General features: G+C 44.6%; 18 protein-coding genes. 7 read left to right on the top strand and 11 right to left on the bottom strand.

All coding sequences use genetic code 11. From position 1 onward, the window contains the following. Positions 1-15 precede the first annotated feature (15 nt). The 6 genes from M4S28_RS18545 to rlmJ all read left to right on the top strand — a co-directional run bounded on the left by M4S28_RS18545 (position 16) and on the right by rlmJ (position 8732). Entirely contained in the window at positions 16-882 is an 867-nt protein-coding gene (locus tag M4S28_RS18545; RefSeq protein WP_249633465.1) for a LytR/AlgR family response regulator transcription factor, read from the top strand. A 191-nt stretch (positions 883-1073) separates the two neighbouring features. Further along, positions 1074-3854: a M16 family metallopeptidase gene (locus M4S28_RS18540; protein ID WP_249633464.1), complete on the top strand. Its 2781-nt coding sequence runs from the start codon at positions 1074-1076 to the stop codon at positions 3852-3854. 285 nt (positions 3855-4139) lie between these two features. Continuing rightward, a complete protein-coding gene (locus tag M4S28_RS18535) occupies positions 4140-4622 on the top strand; it encodes a hypothetical protein (protein WP_029221919.1) in 483 nt (160 codons plus the stop codon). Positions 4623-4894: 272 nt separating this feature from the next. Continuing rightward, a complete protein-coding gene (secD, locus tag M4S28_RS18530) occupies positions 4895-6694 on the top strand; it encodes a protein translocase subunit SecD (protein WP_249633463.1) in 1800 nt (599 codons plus the stop codon). Positions 6695-6696: 2 nt separating this feature from the next. After that, on the top strand, positions 6697-7635 hold the full coding sequence (gene secF, locus M4S28_RS18525) for a protein translocase subunit SecF (RefSeq protein WP_249633462.1): 939 nt from the start codon (positions 6697-6699) through the stop codon (positions 7633-7635). Positions 7636-7865: 230 nt separating this feature from the next. Beyond that, a complete protein-coding gene (rlmJ, locus tag M4S28_RS18520; protein ID WP_249633461.1) occupies positions 7866-8732 on the top strand; it encodes a 23S rRNA (adenine(2030)-N(6))-methyltransferase RlmJ in 867 nt (288 codons plus the stop codon). A gap of 307 nt (positions 8733-9039) precedes the next feature. Here the strand turns inward: rlmJ and M4S28_RS18515 are convergent, their stop codons facing one another. The 3 genes from M4S28_RS18515 to M4S28_RS18505 form a co-directional block, all read right to left on the bottom strand. Continuing rightward, entirely contained in the window at positions 9040-10128 is a 1089-nt protein-coding gene (locus M4S28_RS18515) for an alkene reductase (protein WP_249633460.1), read from the bottom strand. Positions 10129-10212: 84 nt separating this feature from the next. Beyond that, a complete protein-coding gene (locus tag M4S28_RS18510) occupies positions 10213-11421 on the bottom strand; it encodes an MFS transporter (protein WP_249633741.1) in 1209 nt (402 codons plus the stop codon). Positions 11422-11526: 105 nt separating this feature from the next. Next, positions 11527-12210, bottom strand: coding sequence for an SDR family oxidoreductase (locus M4S28_RS18505; RefSeq protein ID WP_249633459.1), 684 nt, complete (start codon positions 12208-12210; stop codon positions 11527-11529). 160 nt (positions 12211-12370) lie between these two features. On the opposite strand from M4S28_RS18505, the gene M4S28_RS18500 reads away from it, so the two are divergent. Then, positions 12371-13300: a LysR family transcriptional regulator gene (locus tag M4S28_RS18500; protein WP_076674641.1), complete on the top strand. Its 930-nt coding sequence runs from the start codon at positions 12371-12373 to the stop codon at positions 13298-13300. 155 nt (positions 13301-13455) lie between these two features. Here the strand turns inward: M4S28_RS18500 and M4S28_RS18495 are convergent, their stop codons facing one another. The 8 genes from M4S28_RS18495 to M4S28_RS18460 form a co-directional block, all read right to left on the bottom strand. Further along, on the bottom strand, positions 13456-13836 hold the full coding sequence (locus M4S28_RS18495) for a hypothetical protein (protein WP_076674644.1): 381 nt from the start codon (positions 13834-13836) through the stop codon (positions 13456-13458). A gap of 96 nt (positions 13837-13932) precedes the next feature. Beyond that, positions 13933-14472 (bottom strand): phosphatase PAP2 family protein, encoded by a 540-nt coding sequence (locus M4S28_RS18490; RefSeq protein WP_249633458.1) that lies wholly within the window; start codon positions 14470-14472, stop codon positions 13933-13935. After that, positions 14465-14812, bottom strand: a complete 348-nt coding sequence (locus tag M4S28_RS18485; RefSeq protein WP_076674650.1) for a nucleoside triphosphate pyrophosphohydrolase family protein — start codon at positions 14810-14812, stop codon at positions 14465-14467. The genes M4S28_RS18490 and M4S28_RS18485 overlap by 8 nt, the downstream gene beginning before the upstream one ends. Before the next feature lie 3 nt (positions 14813-14815). Beyond that, positions 14816-15448 carry a thioredoxin domain-containing protein gene (locus tag M4S28_RS18480; RefSeq protein WP_249633457.1) on the bottom strand — a complete coding sequence of 211 codons (633 nt, stop codon included), beginning with the start codon at positions 15446-15448 and terminating at the stop codon, positions 14816-14818. Between the two features lie 86 nt (positions 15449-15534). Further along, positions 15535-16662, bottom strand: coding sequence for a YadA C-terminal domain-containing protein (locus M4S28_RS18475; protein ID WP_249633456.1), 1128 nt, complete (start codon positions 16660-16662; stop codon positions 15535-15537). Positions 16663-16743: 81 nt separating this feature from the next. Then, a complete protein-coding gene (locus M4S28_RS18470; RefSeq protein ID WP_249633455.1) occupies positions 16744-17592 on the bottom strand; it encodes a hypothetical protein in 849 nt (282 codons plus the stop codon). Positions 17593-17824: 232 nt separating this feature from the next. Beyond that, positions 17825-18649, bottom strand: a complete 825-nt coding sequence (locus tag M4S28_RS18465; protein WP_249633454.1) for a hypothetical protein — start codon at positions 18647-18649, stop codon at positions 17825-17827. Between the two features lie 59 nt (positions 18650-18708). Next, positions 18709-19977 (bottom strand): serine hydrolase domain-containing protein, encoded by a 1269-nt coding sequence (locus tag M4S28_RS18460; RefSeq protein ID WP_249633453.1) that lies wholly within the window; start codon positions 19975-19977, stop codon positions 18709-18711. Positions 19978-20140 lie beyond the last annotated feature (163 nt).

Genomic DNA, 20140 nt, shown 5'->3' with positions numbered 1-20140 from the left:
TTTAAAGGACTAACCATGAACAACCCAGCAGTACAGCCGAGCGTAACGGCGATTATCGCAGACGATGAAGCACTGTTAAGGCACCACCTAGACAAGAGCCTTGCTGAGGTTTGGCCGGAGCTAGAGATCGTTAGCAAGGCACAAAATGGTTTGGAGGCGATGCAGAGTATTCAGCAGCTTAAGCCCGACGTGGCTTTTCTCGATATTCGTATGCCTGAGCTGGATGGTATCTCGCTCGCGAAACAACTCAACAAGCTAGATTCGCCGCCATTGATTGTGTTCATCACCGCTTATGACGAATACGCGGTCAAAGCCTTTGAGCACAATGCGATGGATTACCTGCTGAAACCCATCAACGAAGAGCGCTTACTCGCTACCTGTCAGAAGGTTCAAGCGCGTTTGTTAAGCCGTCAAAAACAGCCTGATGACATCTCAGTACAGCCCGATATCACAGCGTTAATGGCTCAGCTTCAACAGCTATCACAATCGACTTCCCAGCAAACGCAGCCTCCTTATCTATCGCAGCCCCTTTATCAACAGCAGAAGAAACATCTAACGTGGCTTAAAGCCAGTGTTGGGGAAGACATTCACCTAATCGCCGTCGATGATGTGGCTTTCTTCAAAGCTGAAGATAAGTACGTGTCTATATTTAAAAAGGGTCAAGGCGGTTCGTTAGAAGAGTTTATTCTTCGCGTGTCGCTAAAAGAACTGATCGCTCAGCTCAATCCTGATGAGTTTTGGCAGATCCACCGCTCCGTGGTGGTGAAAGTCTCCGCTATTGATAAGGTGAAGAAAGGGCTCTCAGGCCAGATGTCGGCGTATGTTTCTGGAGAGAAGTTACCGATCAGCCGCGCTTCGCAAGCCCTGTTTAAAGGTATGTAGCGAACAAGCTTAAAAGGATGTATTAGGCTCTATCAAAACGCTGCTTTAAACGAGCATAGTCAATCTTACATAACGCACGGTGATTTATAAAATGAAGATCTAGATCACAAAGATATTCATCGGGTTAAATATAAAATAATAATCGTTAGCTCAATCTGTATATTGTCGATGAATGACATTAAGAGGTTGTTATGAAAACATATTATTTAGCGGCGGCAGTATGCCTTACCTTAGTTGGCTGTAGTTCAACATCAAATATCACCGAAACCTTAATCCAACCGGATCCGGCATGGACTTCGGGTCAGCTAGAAAATGGCCTTACCTATCATGTTTATCCAGATCATGAAGAGTCTGTCTCTGTACGTTTAGTCGTGCACGCGGGTTCGTTCCAAGAAACTGACCAACAAGAAGGTTATGCGCACTTTTTGGAGCACATGGCATTCAATGGCAGTAAGAATTTCTCTCAAAATGATGTGATACGTCTATTCGAAGATGCAGGCGCTAGCTTTGGTGCTGATATCAACGCCTATACCTCTTACCAAGAAACTGTGTACCAATTAGATTTACCTGATAATGTCCAATTACAGTCTGCCCTGACGTGGATGCGAGATATTGGTGATGGTCTGGACCTATCAAGTTCAGAAGTTGAAAAAGAAAAAGGCGTGATTCTTGGTGAGTTTCGTTATGCACGCTTAGACGACAAACCATTTGCAGAACAATTCTTTGACCACTTCATTGAGGGTGGTCAGTATGAAGGTCAAGATGCCCTTGGTACTAAAGAATCTGTGCTCAACGTGACTTCTCAAGGGCTAAATAGCTTTTATCAGACGTGGTATCAACCTCAAATCGTTGAAGTGATTGTCTCGGGTGATATCGACACAAAAATCGCTATCCCACTCATTGAAGAGAAGTTTTCAGATTGGCAGCGTGGTAAAACTCCAAAGCCAGAAAAACAAAGAATCACAAACTTCAATGACGGTGATTATATCGAGTATGCAGAAGGGGAAACCCCAAGTATTTCTTTGATGATAAACCGAGGTTCAAGCGAGATAGAGACTCGCGAACAACAACATCAGCTTTGGCTAGATGAGACCGCGCAGCAACTGATTCGACAACGACTCAATACCAAGTTCAATGATGCGGCCTTAGCGACTCAATGGGTGGTGGCTGAACATTACTCTATGGAATATCAGCGTTATTCATCGATCAGCGTTGGTTACCCTGTGGGCGCGCGTGATGTGACTCAACAAGAGCTTATCGCGACATTGGCATCTCTGCGTGATTATGGTGTGTCTGAAAATGAGATCATCAGCGAACAGCACTATTACCAAGATTTGCTCGATAATGTTGAGATCGATTGGGACAACATGGACAGCGTACAGCACGCTAACCAGAAAGCGATGGCTTTAGTGAACGAACAGGTCGTGCAATCACAACGAGACTATGAAGCGAGCCTTGAAGAGTTTGTCGCAAACCTCGACCTTGATGTGATTAATGCCAATATTAAGGCTTTGCTTTCTAGCGACTATTTCGTAGTGGTTGGTATGAATGAAAGTGAAGATAAAGTTGCGATTACCCAAGCCATCGAGAGCTTAAAAGCAACTTATAGCGAAAAGGGTGCCAAACCGTTGTTTTCGGTGACCAGGAGTGCTTTTGCTGTACCGAGTTCGCAAGGCGACATTGAGTTAGTTGAACAGATGTATGTAGACCCATATGTTCAAAAGTGGACGCTTAGCAATGGTATCGATATGTGGTATCTGCGTGACTATCATGCAGGTGATGACATAGGTATTTACTACACAAGCTTAGGCGGCAAGGCAGCAATTGATCCTAGCTTATACCCAGCGACAGAGTTAGTCCTTCCTGCTATTGGTAGAAGTGGTGTTGGCAGTTTTTCAGGAACGGAGCTTGATGCGCATTTGGATCGTGAAGATATCCAGGTTTATCCGTTTATCGATTTTACCCGCCATGGCGTCGAATTTAAGCTCAACAGTGGTGGCTTAGCGGAAACTTTTGCTGCACTCAACGCGATCGTTACATCAGTTAAAGTGTCGCCAGAGCAACTTGAGGCGGTTAAACAAGAGTTCATTCAAAATCGAGATTCTTACTTAGCAAGCCCGACTGGTCAGTTCGCATATGCAATGAACCAAAATACCTATCAAGCGGACAGTGATCATGTGTTGCTCGATAGTGAAAGTGTGGAAACGGTTTCTGTTGAAGAGATAAAGAGCGTCCATCAGCAGTTGTTTGGTCAATTCCGAAATAATCAGCTGGTTATTGTGGGCGACATTGATCCAAGTGAACTGAAACCTCTGGTTCGCCAGTACTTGGCTTCTATTCCATTGGAAAAAGCCGTTGTGCCGGACTTTAACGTCGCGTACAAGCACCCATCTAAAGCGCGTATTGATTTGTCGGTCAACACGGCTAATAGCACTGAGTACATGCTAAGAGTCATTGCGGAGCCTTCCGAGCAAACTGGAATAGTAAGAGGGCAAACGGCGAAAGATATCTTTATGGAAGACATGCTGCAACGCCTGCTTGTTACTCGTTTAGACGCGTACATACGTGAAGATTTAAGCCTAGATTACTCACCTTATGCTTACTATGCATCCCAAGATGGTGAAACAAGTCATGACTGGTTTATTGGTGCGATGATCGACCCTAAAAATGCTGATCAGATAGAAGTAGCGATTGATAAAGTGGTTGCAGATCTTTTGAAGGGTGTCTCACAAGACGAAGTTAGAGTGGCAGGCAAGCAATTAGAAGCGGACTTTACGCCTTTAGATACTATCGTTGTTGACCAAGCATGGTTCGTGTCTCGTTATCTTTTGCACGACTATGGTGTAGAAGCCTTGTTTAACGTGAAAGCGACGGTTAACTCGATTTCTCGTGAAGACATGAATCAACTTGTCCAACGCATCTTTGGTGAAAATAGCCGTAAGGTTAAGAACATCATGCGTCCTAAAGCCTAAAGCCTAAAGCTTGAAGCAGACAGAAACACTTAACCCAAAGCCAAGCGCACACCGCTTGGCTTTCTTGTTTTTACACCATTCATAATATCTATGCACCAAGCTTTGTTGAGCTCTTTTTGAGGTATATAAATCTAAATGCCGTGAGTGCCTAATCGGTTGCATCGTATCATTTTCTAAAAAAATGTTTTAAATCAAGACAGCGTTTCATTTGTATTGTAGATTGACGATCTACGAGAATGTTGTTTGGATATTAGATTGCTTAAATTAGGTACCCGATTAGTCTTAATGTTGTTTTTACTGAGCTTTGGCTTAGTGAACTCTAACGGCTATTCGTTCCCTTCTAAGCCATTTCAAATATACTCGGCTCAAGAGCAATCTTCGCAGAATGAACAATCTTCCTCGATAAAACAGTGTAAACAAGCCGCTACGGATAACCCGTCGAGCTACTTCGAGTGCAACAAAGCTCAGTTTGGCACCGATCCTTCTGGTGACAGTTCCAACTATCACGACACAGAGTCGAGCCTCCAAGCTGCAAACTTCAGACGTATGCTCAGTAACGAGCAAGAAAGCGTGGCCGATCTTGAGCCAGCTTATCATTTACTGATTGACTTCTCTCCCCCCTCAATACTGGCTTCCCTGCTCTTCAACACGCCGTTGTTGGATTCCAAGCTGCACTGGACCAGTATTGTGAGTTCTCCGTCTTCCCGGCTTTCGGGGTGGAAAGAGGGCAACATCCAATACTCGCATTTCCGAGAACTTCTTAGCTAATCGTTTGACCCTAAATTGGTCGTATCGATGGTCGCCTAGTGCCCATTGAACTCGCCAGTTAACCAAGACAAACATAGCGACATCAGCTTTAGCATCACTACCATTCAATCAGCTTGTTCTGGTTTCAGCTATCGATCGTGTTCGCAAAACATTAGTTATACCAATCGTAGTAAATAACTGGTCATCCTAGCTGGTTAAAACGCTCGTTCACTGCTTTTTTCCGGTGCTATTTTTGAGCTCGTATTTACGGTGATTGGTAAAAAGAAGAGATCTTGACTGTGAAAAAACGCATTCAAAGAAAACAAATCAACCACTATTCAAAGTGGAAATACGCGGTGCTTATCGCCACCATTATCATCATGGTTCTGAGTGCTTTACCTTCTTGGTATGGCGAGAATGCATCGGTTCAAATCAGCAATCGCTCTGAGCAGACAATCGATGCGACTCAAATTACTCAATACCTTGCGAGCGAAGGCATCCAAGCCAAATCTGCATTTCAAAAAGACCAACGTTTAGTCGTGATCTTAGAAGATGCTGAACAACAAGCGAAAGCCAAAGAGGTGCTGAATGAGCGCCTATTGGATAACGCGACCGTTGCGTTAGCGATGGAGCCAGCAGCACCAAAATGGTTGACTGACATGGGTTTTGCGCCGATTCAGTTAGGCCTTGATTTACGTGGTGGTGTGCAGTTCCTATTAGAAGTGGATATGGAGCCAGTTTATCACGCGCAAGCTCAAGCGATGGTCGACGAGATCACCAACGAAGTGCGTTATGCCCGCGGTAAAGTGGTGAACAATCAAGTTCAGTTTGATTTCCGTACCGACGCCGATTTCGAAAAAGCCCAGAAGCTGATTCGTCAAGAGTTCCCACAATGGCTACGTAACCGCTCAGACAAGTCGCTAACGTTAACTCAGTCTGAAGAAGAACAAAGAACGCTACGCAACCTTACGGTTCAACAAAACCTGCAAATCATGCGCAGCCGTATTGAAGAGCTAGGCATCACTGAGGCATCGATTCAACGTCAAGGTGAAAGCCGTATCCGTATCGAGTTGCCGGGTGTACAAGACCCTGCAGCTGCGAAAGACGTGATTGGTGCAACCGCATCTTTGGCGTTCTATTCGGTGTACGACAATGCCACTCGCAGTACTCAAACCCTGAAAGATTCAGACGGTAACCGTGTGGTCGTCGACCGCAAGGCTGTGTTGAGTGGCGAACACATTATTGATGCTCGCAGTGGCATTGGTGAGATGGGCAGTGCAGAAGTCAACATTACGCTGGATTCTTCTGGTGGTAAGAAAATGTCTGAGTTCTCACGTCATAACATCGGTAAGCCAATGGCAACGGTGTACAGTGAATATAGCCGCGATAGAGCGGGCAACAGCAAGCAAGACAGTGAAGTGATTAGTGTGGCAAACATCCAATCTCAACTGGGTAGCCGCTTCAGAATCACAGGCGCTGGCAGCTTAGCTGATGCGCAAGAGCTTGCGTTACTGCTGCGTGCGGGGTCATTGACTGCGCCTGTGACCATCATTGAAGAACGTACCATTGGCCCATCTTTGGGGGCTGAAAATGTAACTAACGGCTTTGCTGCTTTGGCACTTGGTCTTGGCCTTACACTGACGTTTATGGCGCTATGGTACCGCCGCTTAGGTTGGGTCGCGAACTGTGCATTGGTGGTTAACATGACCACATTGTTTGGTTTGATTGCGCTGCTACCGGGTGCGGTATTAACTCTGCCGGGTATTGCGGGTTTAGTACTGACCGTCGGTATGGCGGTGGACACCAATGTGCTTATCTTCGAGCGTATTCGAGACAAGATGAAAGAAGGGCGCAGCTTTGCTAGCTCTATCGATCGTGGTTTCGATAGCGCATTCTCGTCTATTTTTGATGCTAACGTCACCACCATGATCGTTGCTGTGGCTCTATATACCATTGGTAATGGACCGATTCAGGGCTTCGCTCTGACACTGGGCTTAGGTCTTCTAACCAGTATGTTTACGGGTATTTTTGCTTCACGAGCAATCATCAATTTGGTTTGGGGGCGTGACCAACGCCACGATGTAAGGATTTAAGCATGAGTATTTCAAAAATGACTATTTCAGACCGCTATTTTTCAAACAGTAATATGACTCGCCTTCGTAAGGTGATGTCTATGATCTCTATTGTGCTGTTCATGAGCTCTGTGATGCTGGTGGCAGTGAAAGGTTTTAACTGGGGTTTGGACTTTACAGGCGGTGTGGTTGCCGAAGTTCAGCTCTCTGATCAAGTGACTAAAGACGCGTTAAAAACAAAACTCGATACAGCTTTCCAACAAGACGTGCAAGTGGTTGGTATGGCAGAACAGGATCGCTGGACTATTCGTTACAGCCAACTGACAGACGCTCCACAGCCAAACTTAGTGGATGCTTTGTCATCGGTAAGTGACCAAGTAAAAGTGCTTAACAGCAGCGTGGTTGGGCCTCAAGTGGGTCAAGACATGGTTGACCAAGGTGGCTTGGCGGTATTGGTGTGTTTCCTAATGATCATGCTGTACCTGAGTGTACGGTTTGAATGGCGTTTGGCACTCGGTGCGCTTGCCGCGATCATTTATGACGTGACGCTTATCTTGGGTCTGTTCGCTTTTACTCAGTTTGAGTTCAACCTGACCGTATTGGCGGCCGTGCTAGCGATTCTCGGTTATTCATTGAATGACTCGATCATCATCGCCGACCGTGTGCGCGAAATGCTGCGCGGCAATCCAAACGGTGATACTGATAACCTGCTTAACGAATCGGTTAAAGCGACCTTCTCACGCACCATGGTGACTTCAGGAACAACGCTAATCACCGTATCAGCGCTTTGGCTACTGGGTGGCGCTGCGCTGCAAGGTTTCGCTATTGCACTCGTTGTCGGCATTGTCAGCGGTACGTGGTCTTCAGTGTCTGTCGGCATAACACTGCCTAAGCTACTTGGCCTACAGCCTTGTCACTACCAAGTGAAAGCGCCAGTAGAAGTTGAGGGTGAGTACCCTTAGGTTATCTTACCCCTTGAGGTTACGAATTAAATAGTGCTCAGGCTAGTGATTAGTAACCAGTGAGCGAGCTTACCAAGCCCTTCGTTTTTAACAGAACGAAGGGCTTTATTTTTATAAGAGTCAAACAGTTAGTGAAAAGAGAGGCTATTTCAAAAAACGATAGATTGAACAGGCAAGCACACATGATATGAAGTATGTTTATATGACGTTCGTAGAAATGAGGCAAGGGAATGGAATATCGACATCAATGTCATGTAGGCGACCATGGTGATGCACTGAAGCATCCAGTATTGAGTGCACTGGTTCAGTCATTAATGCAGCAGCATTCACGCCTCAACGTTATCGACACGCACTCAGGTACAGGGTGTTATGACCTCACCACCGCACCAAGTAATCACGCAGGTGAGTTTGCAGAAGGGGTCGGGTACTTGTGGCGAAATAAGGCTTATCTTCCTCCGGCGTTCGCTTCTTTTATGTCGGTTCTTGAATACTACAATCCGAATCAACTTATCTCTTTGTATCCGGGTTCTGCCGCCATCACTTACCAGCAAGGTCGCAGCCAAGATAGCTTCTATTTTTCAGACATTCAGCAAGATGAAGCTGATTTACTGCAAACTAATATTGAGAAGTTACAATGTAACCTAAATATATCGAGCAAGCTTACGATTAGCGCAGGTGATGGGCTTAAAGCGTTACCTGATGACGTAGCTAAACATGACAACCACCATCTGATTGTTATTGACCCGCCTTATGAAACCGATTCTGAATATCTCGCGGTGATTGACGCCTTGGTTAAGGCGTATCAGCAATCTGAGAAGGTGTCAGCCCTTATTTGGTATCCGCTTTACACGGACGACAAGAGCTCACTGATTCTGAACCACTGTGTGACCGCAGTGAAAGATGGTTTGCTGCCAAGCCCAATTAAGTCGGAGCTTCGCCTTCGAGACCCGAAAGGAGATGATCGCCTAATCGGTAGTGGTTTGTTGTTATTTAATCCACCTCAAGGGATTGCAGGAACGGTCGCAGATACGCTTGATTATTTACACAGCCAACTCGCGACCAATGGCGAAGGTTACTGGCAAATGAGAAGCCTATAGATCTGATTTTTATGGGATTTGTGATAATTTTCGAGATGTAGATCGCTAAATCATTTCAATCTGTATGGTTTAAATTGACCAAACTCTAACTTTTATCGATTGATTAATTGCAGTGAATCATTTAAAAATAGAATATCAATGCGCACAAGTGCATAATGGCTCATAAGTTAAATAATTAATCTTAAGATTAAACTAGATTGTGGTTTACCCCCTAAACTGCATAAGGCTCGCACTAGTCATGCGAGCCTTTCTTTTGCCTGTCGGAAATGTTTCTAGTGGTTAGAAACCATTATCTCCTCCAAATTCACTACAACGCTGGGTAATCGATGTAGCCTTTTTCGTTGCCGCCGAACAGAGTGGCGCCGTCGAGATTGGATAGTTCACGGCCGTTTTGTAGGCGTGAAACGAGATCTGGATTCGCAACGAATGGGCGACCAAATGCGACCAGGTCGGCGTAGCCTTTGCTTAACACTTCTTCGGCGCGTTCTGGTGTGTAGCTGCCAGCAACGATGATGGTGTTAGAGAACAACTCTCTTAGCTCTACACGGAAGCTTTCAGGTATCACCGGCGCGTCATCCCAATCGGCTTCTGATAGGTGTAGATAAGCGATATTACGAGCTTGCAGTTCCTTTGACGCTTCTAAAATCGTTGGCACGATGTCTGGGCAGTTCATGTCTTTGAAGGTGATGAAGGGAGCTAAACGTACGCCCACTTTGTCAGCACCAATCGCTTCAATTACCGCATCCACGACTTCGATTAGAAAACGAAGTCGGTTCTCGCGGCTGCCGCCATAGTTGTCGGTGCGCTTGTTTGAATTTGTTCTTAAGAATTGATCGATCAGGTAGCCATTACCACCGTGGATTTCCACTCCGTTGAACCCTGCCTCGACTGCTTTTTTCGCTGAGTTAGCAAAATCTTGAACAACACGATCGATGTCTGCTTGGGTCATCTCTCTTGGTTGGATGCAATCCACCATGTTGCCGTTACCATTTTCATCAGAGATCCAAACCTGCGTTTCTATGGGTGCCAGAGCAGAAGGTGCAATCGGCAACTCGCCTTTTTGAAAGGTAGGGTGTGATACTCGGCCTACGTGCCATAGTTGGCAGAATATCGCGGCACCTTGCTCTTTTGCTGCTGTTGTTACTGATTTCCAACCTTCGATTTGCGCATCGGTATAGACGCCGGGTGTGAATGAGTAACCTTGAGAGTCATCTGAAATTTGTGTGGCTTCAGTGATGATAAGCCCTGCACTTGCTCGTTGTTGGTAATAAGTCGCCATCATGTCGTTTGGCACGTTTCCAGGTTGGCTAGTGCGAGCGCGTGTCATGGGTGCCATAACCACGCGGTTTTGCAGCTCTAGGCCTTTCAGTTCTGATGTTTCGAATAATTTGTTCATGGTCTCTACCTTTATGAATTTTTAGTGCAGTGCCAATTCCAGTTTGATAATGAATTGGCACTTTGAAGTTACGGAGTTCTTAAATTATTTAGCTTCTGTTGGTGCAAATATTGAGTTGCTTTGTGGTTTTTCAGCTTTGTTGGCTTTCGCGATAAGCAGTAAACCAATAACAGGGACAACAACGGCTGCGAATGGAATCATTCCTGCACCTAGCTGGCTGTCGAGTACCATGCCGCCAAGGAATCCACCAAAGGCATTGGCTAAGTTAAACGCTGAGATATTCGCGGTTGCTGCTAGCTCTTGCCCTTCGCCACCGTGGTTCATTACTCGAAGCTGCATGGCAGGAACGTTCGCAAATGATGCAATACCAAAGACAAATGCAGCGGCAACGAAGAGGATTTTGTTGTCTACCACCAAGCCAACCACAACTAATGAAACGATCATTGCGACAGCCCAAAACATTGAAGCTTTGCCTAGGTTTTTATCTGAAGAGCGCCCGCCCAAGGTGTTACCGATGATCAAGCCAACACCCACAATCACTAAGATCCAAGTTACGGATTCTTGACTGTAACCTGTGATGTGCATGGCGATTGGCGCAAGGTAGCCGTAAAGCGTCATGAAGCCAGACCAAGCAAAAGCGGTGATTGCTAAGCTGATCAGTAACATTGGATTCTTGAACGCTAGAAGCTGAGTTTTGATGTCTTTCGCTTCACTGTGACCAGTCGATTTAATCGAAGTCAGAATGGCAAGCATCGCGATGGTGCCAAGTGCTGCCACGGTAAAGAAAGTAGTGTGCCAGCCGAATTGCAAGCTGACCCACGTACCCGCGGGAACCCCAAGAACGTTAGCGAGTGTTAAGCCTGCGAACATTTGGCCAACGGCACGACCTGCCATTTTTTCAGACACTAAGTTGGTTGCAACAACTGCACCTATGCCATAAAAAGGACCTTGAACTAAGCCTGCGATAACACGACTTGCCAGTAGTAATGGGTAGCTTGGCGCTAAGGCCGACAACACGTTACCGATGATGAACAGTGCCATTAAGCCAATCAGCACCATCTTCTTGTTAAAGCGAGCAAGGTAGATGGTTAAGATCGGTCCACCGATAACGATAGCCAACGCGTAAGCACTGATAAGGTAGCCAGCTTGGCCTTCTGTGATTGAAAGTGATGTGGCGATTTGTGGAAGAATGCCTGCGATAACAAACTCAGCCGTGCCGATTGCAAATGCAGCGAGTGTCAGTATCCAAACTTGGAATGGAATCTTTTCTTTATGGATAGTTTCTTGGTGGATGGTTTTTTGTTTCATGATGATCTACCTATGTAAATTCTTGTTTGTCAGGACGTGAGATACACGCCCTAACGATTGTTCTTTATGTCTTTGCTTCTTTGCGGAGTGTTAGCCGAGTAGAGCGCCGCCGTCGATGTCGATGATTGACCCAGTTACGTACGGGTTATTAATCGCGAACAGGTAACCCATGGCTATCTCTGAAGGTTCGCCAACCTTGCCTGCGGGTAGGTTGTTTTTGGCGTTGTCGTACATGTTTGTACGAGCGGAATCGTCCATGTTCTTATACGCTTCTGTCATGGTTAAGCCGGGGCTCACTGCGTTGACTCGAATCGGTGACAGTTCTTTTGCTAACACTTTTGTGACGCTTTCTAGCGCGGCGTTAATCGCGGTTTTAACGTAAGTGCCTGCAACGACTTTGCGTGACAGCATGCCAGTGGTGAAAGTGATTGAGCCATTTGATGTCATGTAGCGCGCAGCATGTTTCGCAACGTTTAGGCTTCCCCAAAACTTGGTGTCAAAGGCTGCTTTTGCATCTTCAACGGCAACATCTGTGACTTTGCCTGCTGGAGCGAAAGAGCCTGCAGTTACCACTAGGTGATCAAACACACCGATGGATTCAAAGTATTCACAAATCGACTTTTCATTATTGATATCTACGCCTGTGTGTCGGCTAGCGATGTGTACCGTGTTGTCTTCGTTTCTCAATTGCATTGCTAATGCTTTTCCGATGCCAGATGTTCCACCGATGATGACGAATGTACGTTTCTCTTGTTTTGAATGCTCAATTTGCATATTCCGAATTCCTGCATTGTTCTGCTGATGGTTGTTATTATATTTATTCGACTAAATTTGATAATTGACTAAAATACGAATTCATTATTCGGTTAATATGAATAATGTGGCTAGGCATTAAGATCGAGCACTAAGACGAAGGGGCGGAAGCGCGAAGAGTATGGATAAGTTTTCAGACATGGCGATGTTCGTAAGCATCGTGAAGCATCAAGGTTTAGCCGCTGCAGGGCGCGAACTGGGTCTCTCCCCTGCAACCATGACAGCAAGGCTTCAGGCGCTTGAAGAGCGATATGGCGTGAAGCTACTGAACAGAAGTACAAGGCACGTGTCCTTGACCGATTCGGGGGAGCTGTACCACAAGGCGTGTCTGGAGATATTAGATAACGTCAGTGAAGCTGAAAACCTGATTCAAAACGGTGTCAAAGAGGTTAAAGGCCCCCTAAAAATAGCGGCGCCGAAGGATATCGGTAAGCAGTACATTCTTCCGATCCTGTCTGAATTCTGTCAGCAATACCCTGATGTTATCCCTTACTTATATTTGGACGATCACTTATCGAATATTGCCGAATCGGGTTTGGATATTGTGATCCGCTATGGAGACTTAGTGGACAGCAGCCTTATCTCCAGACGCTTATCGCCAAGCCGACGAGTGTTGTGTGCCTCACCGGAATATCTTGCCAAGCATGGAACGCCTTTGAAGCCACAAGACTTAGCAGAACATGACTGCTTGGCCATGCTCCGCAGCAATGAAGAACTCAAAACTTGGCACTTCCAAGATCATGATATGAAGAAAGCTGTCACGGTCGTACCTAAGCGGTTCTCGGATGATGGCGAAGTGATTCGATACTGGGCATTAAAAGGCGAGGGTATTGCGCTTAAATCGGTGTTGGATGTGCAAGACGATATCAATAACCAGCGCCTTGTGACGTTACTTAACGGCTACATGAAGAACTTCAATACCGCGATGTCGGTGTCCAGTGCCGATTTGAATGTGGTGTACATCAGCAAGAAGTATCAGCCAAAACGTATCCGGTTGTTTCTGGACTTTCTGTTCGAAAGGTTTAGTGGCTTGATCGAGAAGTCAGAGTAGTTTCTATTGAGATATTCTAAAATACCGATGGTATAAAAAGTCCATTCAAACTAGGGAATGAATGCTATGCCATCGGTGTTTAGGAAAGAAAACGTTGAATCATCATCTCTAGCTACCACTGAAAAGATCAACTCGACAACTGGTTTAATATATACCTAGGCGTTTGGTACCACTCTGAGTTTCTTTTCGCCGTTGTGGTGAACTTCTTGCAGCTCTGCATCACCTAACTTGAACTGGCGAATTTGACCATCTTGAACAATTGTTGAGGAACGTCCTTTGGCGTTACGAATACGGATTTCTACACCATCGCGATAATCTGATACAACATCACCAATGATTGCACCTCCGACAACTCCGCCAAGAACTTCCCAAGCATCGCCGCCAGATATAGCCGTTCCAACACCCCCTATGACCGCTGCATCCCCTGCACTATTATAACCTAGCTCTACCTGTTGAACTGAAGTGATGGTTACCCAATCTGCTAGAGTTGGAAGTGAAATAGATAGTGCTACGATAGTTATAACTTGTTTAAACATAGCGCTTTCCTAATTAATAGTCTTGATAAAATGTGGTGAAACTTAGACAGATCAGAACCTGTATTTCGTTTGATTCCTAAGTCGTATTGGCCACCTTTAAAGTGAATATGAAAAGTTGATACCTTGAGCATCTGTGTTACCGAATCGAGCGGGTTCGATGGATAAATTTGGATCTTTATATTCAGACGTAACTAAATAACTCACGGTAATGGCCAGAGCTGCACCCGCTATAACGTCAGTTTCCCAGTGCTTCGTGTTTTTTACTCTTGAGTAACCAACGTATGAAGCCGCTAGGTAAGCTGGTATGCCATATTTAAGGCCATAACGATGATGCAAGAAGGCTGCTCCACTGAAAGCTGCGGATGTGTGGCCTGATGGAAACGATTGATAATTAGAGCCATTAGGTCTGAGAACTCCGGTTGTGTTCTTTAGCAAATGAGTGACTCCCGCAGTAATCGCGATGCCTTTAGTTGCCTGCCAAAACCCTTCTTTGTCGTCATGGCCAATGGTGGCGCCAATAGCCACTAACGGAATTGCTATTTGTCCTATGTCCCCCCAATCTTCGCTGTTCAATGAATTAGCATGAGATAAGCTAGGCATTAGAATTGCGGCAGTGAGTATGGCTCTTTTAAACATTTTGCATCGCCTCTATTTCTTTGCTTTTCTTAGCCCATCGAGATAGCTTTTTATTCGAAATAGCTTGGATCATTTCTTCTATCTGGTGCGAGTTCGTTATGCCATTGGCTGCCATCTGCAGAAAAATGATATCGAGTGCGACGTTGATTACGTCAATCGCTTCTCCAACCACCCCGTCGACACCGCCTTTTGCTTTTGGCAAGTGACCTTTAGTGACCTGTATTTCTATTGCCAACTCGCCAACTTCCTCCACAAGTTTCGCTAAATCAAACTCTAAAGTACGAGTGACTCCTGTCGTCCCAAATAATGCTGATTGAGCCAACTTTTGTTCAATAAACATGACTTATACCTCCAACAGGTAGTTAAGTAGCGACTCAAGTTCAGGAAAGCTATTAAGGGCTTGAAGGTTAACTTGCTTGTTTCCGTTTACGACAATAGTTGGCGTATGTTTGACGTCGTATTCAAGGGCTATTTGATCGAGTTGTTCGGCTTGCTCAGTTAATTGAGAGCAGCGCTTACGGTAGTCGCTAGCATTGCCGCCCGTCTGTTCAAGAAGTAGGGCTAAATCTTCACGAGTTCGTGGGTTCTTTGTTTGTTGCATATGTATCTTTGCCAGAAGAGCAATCGTGAATTTTTCCTCTAATCCCTGATTTTTAGCGGCGATTACACACTCTTGAATATCTCGACCAAAGCTCCCTATGTTCATGGGAACGTCAATAAATTTGGCGTTGGCGCGCTTAGTCATCATTTGAATTGGCGAGTGAACAAGGGCGCAAGGGCGGCAAAAAGTCGTATAGAAGATTTTAACCTCGGGTTCGCTGCTTTTTGGGTGATCAAGAGTGATGTAGTGATTACCATTAATGAACTCTGTACCAGCAAAAGCTTTTGGCATGTGTTTAATGCTAACGACGGTAAGAACGGCAATAAGAGAGAAAAAGCCGAGTGCAGATAGATGCACTTGTTTAGTAAATATCATGGATGATCTCATTGTTATAAGAAGGCCACTAATGGCCTTTGATTAGGACAACAAACACCATCCATGGCGCTTTAGGTATCGAGTGGTTAGAAGATGTACTGTGCGCCAACGCCAGCAGATAGTTGGTCGTTAGAAACCTTACCTTTTGTTTCGTAGTTGACACTCATCGTGCCTGACCAGTTGTCTGAGATTTGGTAAGCGCCACCGATAGCGATAGCTTGTTTTGAACCCGCAGCACCCATACCTACACCCATACCGAATTGGCCAGCAGAATTAAGAACAGGGCGTGCGTTTGTGATTGCGTGAGAAGAAGCAACAACACCATCCATGCGGTCTTCAAGAACTAGCATCTTGTTACCCATAGCTTGCATGTCTTTTTCAAGAGAGCCGATACGAGATTCATGGTTAGCTAGTTTTGCATCAGTCGCCGTAGCGTAAGCAGAAGCTTCGTTGTAAGCAGCGGCACCTGCAGCGTCAATGCGCTTGTCTACTTCATTTGAAATATCGTCTACTGCTTTCTCAACATCACCAGTAGGTTCGACAATAGGTTTAATCTCACCGTTAGCTGGATCAAGTTTAGAATCGTCATCGTTTGGAGTTTTGTTGTCAGCCATAGAAATAGTGCCGTTATCATTTACTCGGGCAATGCGGTTTCCTTTGGTGTCAGTGATGTACCCATCTTTCTCTACACCACCGATAGCAACGCCGTCAGCGTCTTTAATAGTGCCATTTTCTACATTGTAGTTAAGACCTTTAAGATCACCTTTGGTGAAATTAACAGTATTTCCACCGTCAACAATCACAGCGCCATTTTCTTTAGCGATTTTTGCAATAGTAATGGTGCTGTTATCTACTGGTTTCTTAGCATCGTCACCAGAAAGGTCGTCTTTAATTGTTCGTGTTTCAGACCATTCGCCATCTTTTTTATTCTGGCCAGAGACAGTGATCGAACCATCTTCGCTATCATAGTGAAGATATTCAGTGTCTTCTGGATTTCTATCGTTGCGGATAAACACGTTATCATCTTGGTAATCGATCTCAGCAACTATTTCTTGAGTTTTATTGTCAACTAAATGGCTTTGACCACTTGCGTCAACCATTACTGAGTAATTGCGAGAAGCTTTAATCATGTCAGAGGCGTTGATTTCTTGAGCGGCCATTGCGCTAGTTGAGAAGATAGAAGTTACTGCTAGAGCGATAATTGTCTTTTTCATGGGTTTTACACCTAATTTAATTTGTTTGGTTTCGTTTAAAAGGTGGAAGTCCGTTTCCCATGAGCATTCCGTTGAATTTTTTTAGAAGCTGAATTTAGCGCCTAGCTTGATTTGGTTGTCTTTACTATCGTGGTTGTGTGCGTACTGAACGTAAGGAGCAACACCGCTGTAAGAAGTAAGCGTTGCTTTCACTTCACTGGTCCAAGAAGAGTTAGATGTACCCAACTTGTCTACGTCTAATGGTGTCGTGTCAGCAAACTTATCGAAGTCATTCAGAGCATCGTTAATCTTGCGAATATCTTTGTTGAGTTGAGTCTTATGAATGGCTTTAGCAGTAAGAGTTACAGCATCAAAGTGGTAACCAATAAGAAGGTCGGTACGACCAATGCGGCTTGTTTCGCTTACTAGGTCATCTGAAACCACTTTTCCAGCAGACTTAGGTCCAGTCGCGGTGAGTTTGTTTTTTGAAGTATCCATCTCTATGCGGTAGCGAACAGAAGTGAAGAACTCGCCGAAGTTAGCGCCAGTTTCCAGACCTGCTTTCATAACGTTTGAGTTTGGAATGTTTAAGTGCAGTTGGTCATAACGATTTTGGATTGGGTCAAGGTTAGCGAATTTACCTGTAGATGCTTTATAGCCATCCTCAGACTCAATTACGTACCCCATTTGTGGTTTTAGATAGAAGTTAGAACCCAATTCAAACTTGTATGCCACACCTAAATCTAAGTCTTTGTCAGTAGTTACTTCCGCATCAAAATCTAGATTTTCAATTGGAGAGTAACCAATCACCACGCCTTGTGTTGCTTTGTCTGCGTTTGCGAAATCTTTGTTAGTTGTACGGTCCCCATAAATATCGACGGTAACTTCTGCGAATGCTGATGATGCTGCCAGTGATGCTAGAACAGCTGTTGTTATTGCTAGTTTTTTCATTGGATGTTCCTAATTGATTCAAATTTGAAAAAACCATCCTTGGGTAGTATCACAAACATCGGCACCTTGCCCTTTTTGTTTCATTTGTGATCTCTTGGTGCGAACTATACTTACGGCAGGATCATTTGTGAAGTGTTATTTTCTTAATAATTCAAAAAAGTTCATTTTTTTTGATAAAAAAAGCCCTAACAGAGAATGTTAGGGCTTTTCGGTTTCATATTTGATTCATTGATTAGAAGTAATAGCTGAAATTGAACGATGTATTGTCTTCTTTTTTATTTAAGAAAGAACTGTATTCATACTTAACTCCTAAGCTCGATCTGTCGGTTAGCATATAGCCAGCACCGACTTCAATTTCACTATTCCATTCTTTAAGGTGCTGTACATAAGTACTTTTAGGGTTCGCATACAACCAATGACCAGCGTCAAAACCGTACATTGCGTAGATTCCGGGCTGTGCAACAATAGAGTTCATTTTGACTTTTTCATTAGCGCTGGAGTTTGTTGCAAACACTTTACCAACCGAAAGCATAGGAGCGACAATGATGTTAGGGGTCACGTTGAATTTGTGAAGATAACCAGCCAGTAATCCTAATGATTTCGTGCTTTTACCATTGCTGCCGATAACATCTAGTGATACCCCATCTCCCGCATCAGACACTTTGAAGTAGCGTATGCGATAATCCATGATATTCTTTTTGGTGTTTTTACCTATTTCGGCAGAACCGATATTGCCGTCATCATCACCGTATACGCCGGATAATTTGTAAGACTCTTTATCGCGGCTAAAACCTACACCTTTATAAGACGCAGTAGGGTCGCCATAGTTAACCTGCTGAGTGGCGCTGTTTGCTCCGTCATAGCTGTCCATTGAGCCACCAAGCACGTCTTGCGAATTCCGACTGCTTTCATCGTCTATAGTGTGTTCCGCGACAATGACGACTTCCCCGCTTTCTTCATCTAGATATGCCGCCTCGGTATTGGCTGAATGACCTAAGGCGATAGCGAAAGCCGAGAATGAGATAGCAGCGTAAAATTTAGCGCTTTGAGTTTTCATAAATCTGTTTCCACATTGACAAAGCCGCCTAAGCGGCCTCTAAGTTGATTGGTTAAGCGTTACTTTAGTGCTGTAAGCAGAGTTGGTACGACATCGAGGAAGGTCATTGATACAGTGCGATGTGATTCACGCTCGTCTTGAGCTCCAGTCATCGCAAGAACGATACCTGTAGAAGGTTCACCGATAACCACTTGGCCGTGAATACCAACGAATGCTAGAAATTTGTGTCCATCAACGTTAAACGTGCGGATTTGGTCTTTGTACCATGCGTCAGCAACCATCTTGCTCTCTTTGCCTTTTGACCAAGCACTCTTCACATCGGCATTGCCTGTGATTAGGTTGTCGACGAATGCTTTAGGGACTATTTGTTCACCACGGCGGTTCTTACCGTCATTGACTAACACGTCCATCATGCGGGCAACGTCTCGGGTTGTTGCGTTTAAACCACCAGAGGCAACTGCCTCACCAACAGAGTTTGTTTGCATGTAAGCATTGCTTTCAAAGCCGACTTTTTTCCAAAGTTTTTCTTCCATAACTTCTGATGTGGTTTTATCTGTTACCGATGTGATTACCATTCCAAGCATCTCGGTGTTAACGCATTGATAGTCGTATGCTTCACCTGAATTAACGTCATCTCGTGCGCCAAGTAGAGCGCCGAATTCAGCGACAGTGGTGATTTCTGGGTAAGCATTTGCTCCGTTCCATTCTTGAACATTAGTCATGCGTTCATCCCATGATTTACCATTAATGCCTTTAACAAGAACACCAGAGCGCATATCGGCGACTTCTTGTACTGTAGCTTTAGCGTAAGCAGGTGAAGCTTTAAGCTCAGGAACGTATTCAGTGATGAGTGCATTCATATCGACTAGCCCATCGTTTGCCAGTGTTGCCAATGTCATAGAGGTAAATGACTTAGTGACACTCATCATTAAGTGTGAGTGATCTTTGTGCATACCAGACCAGTAATACTCATCGACTAATTGGCCATTTTTAAGGATGACTAAAGATTCTTGATTTAGACGGTCTCGTAAAATGACAGACATTGGTTGTTCGCCGTCGAAGTCTTGCGCCGTCATACTATTTAAATCAAAACCAGAAGCTTGACCGATGTCGTGGGTGTATTCCCCCTTGGACAATTCCACATGGTGTGTAAAGCGGTACGCGTTTTTGATTGTTAGTTTTGCTGCTTTTCCACTATCCCAGTTTGCTTGTGTGATGCCTACTTGTGCTACTTTCTGAATGAATTCAACGTCAGGTTTGTGGACTTCTTTTGCATTAATTCCAAAAGTAAGTGCTGATAATGCAACTGCCAAGATTGTTTTTCTCATAAATGAAACCTCTCATGGTTGTTATGTTCATGTTTGCTCTCTATGGTTGGTAATATACACGATAAAAATCATTTGTGAACCTTTGTGAATGTATTTTTGAGTTATTTTTGATTTTATTTCTATTTGTGTGTCATTTGTGGTTGTTTTGATGTGTTTTAGTTTC

Source organism: Vibrio sp. J383 (assembly GCF_023503985.1).
Classification (GTDB): Bacteria; Pseudomonadota; Gammaproteobacteria; order Enterobacterales; family Vibrionaceae; genus Vibrio; species Vibrio splendidus.
The sequence above is the reverse complement of the archived record's forward strand: the minus strand, read 5'-3'. Positions and strand labels throughout refer to the sequence as shown.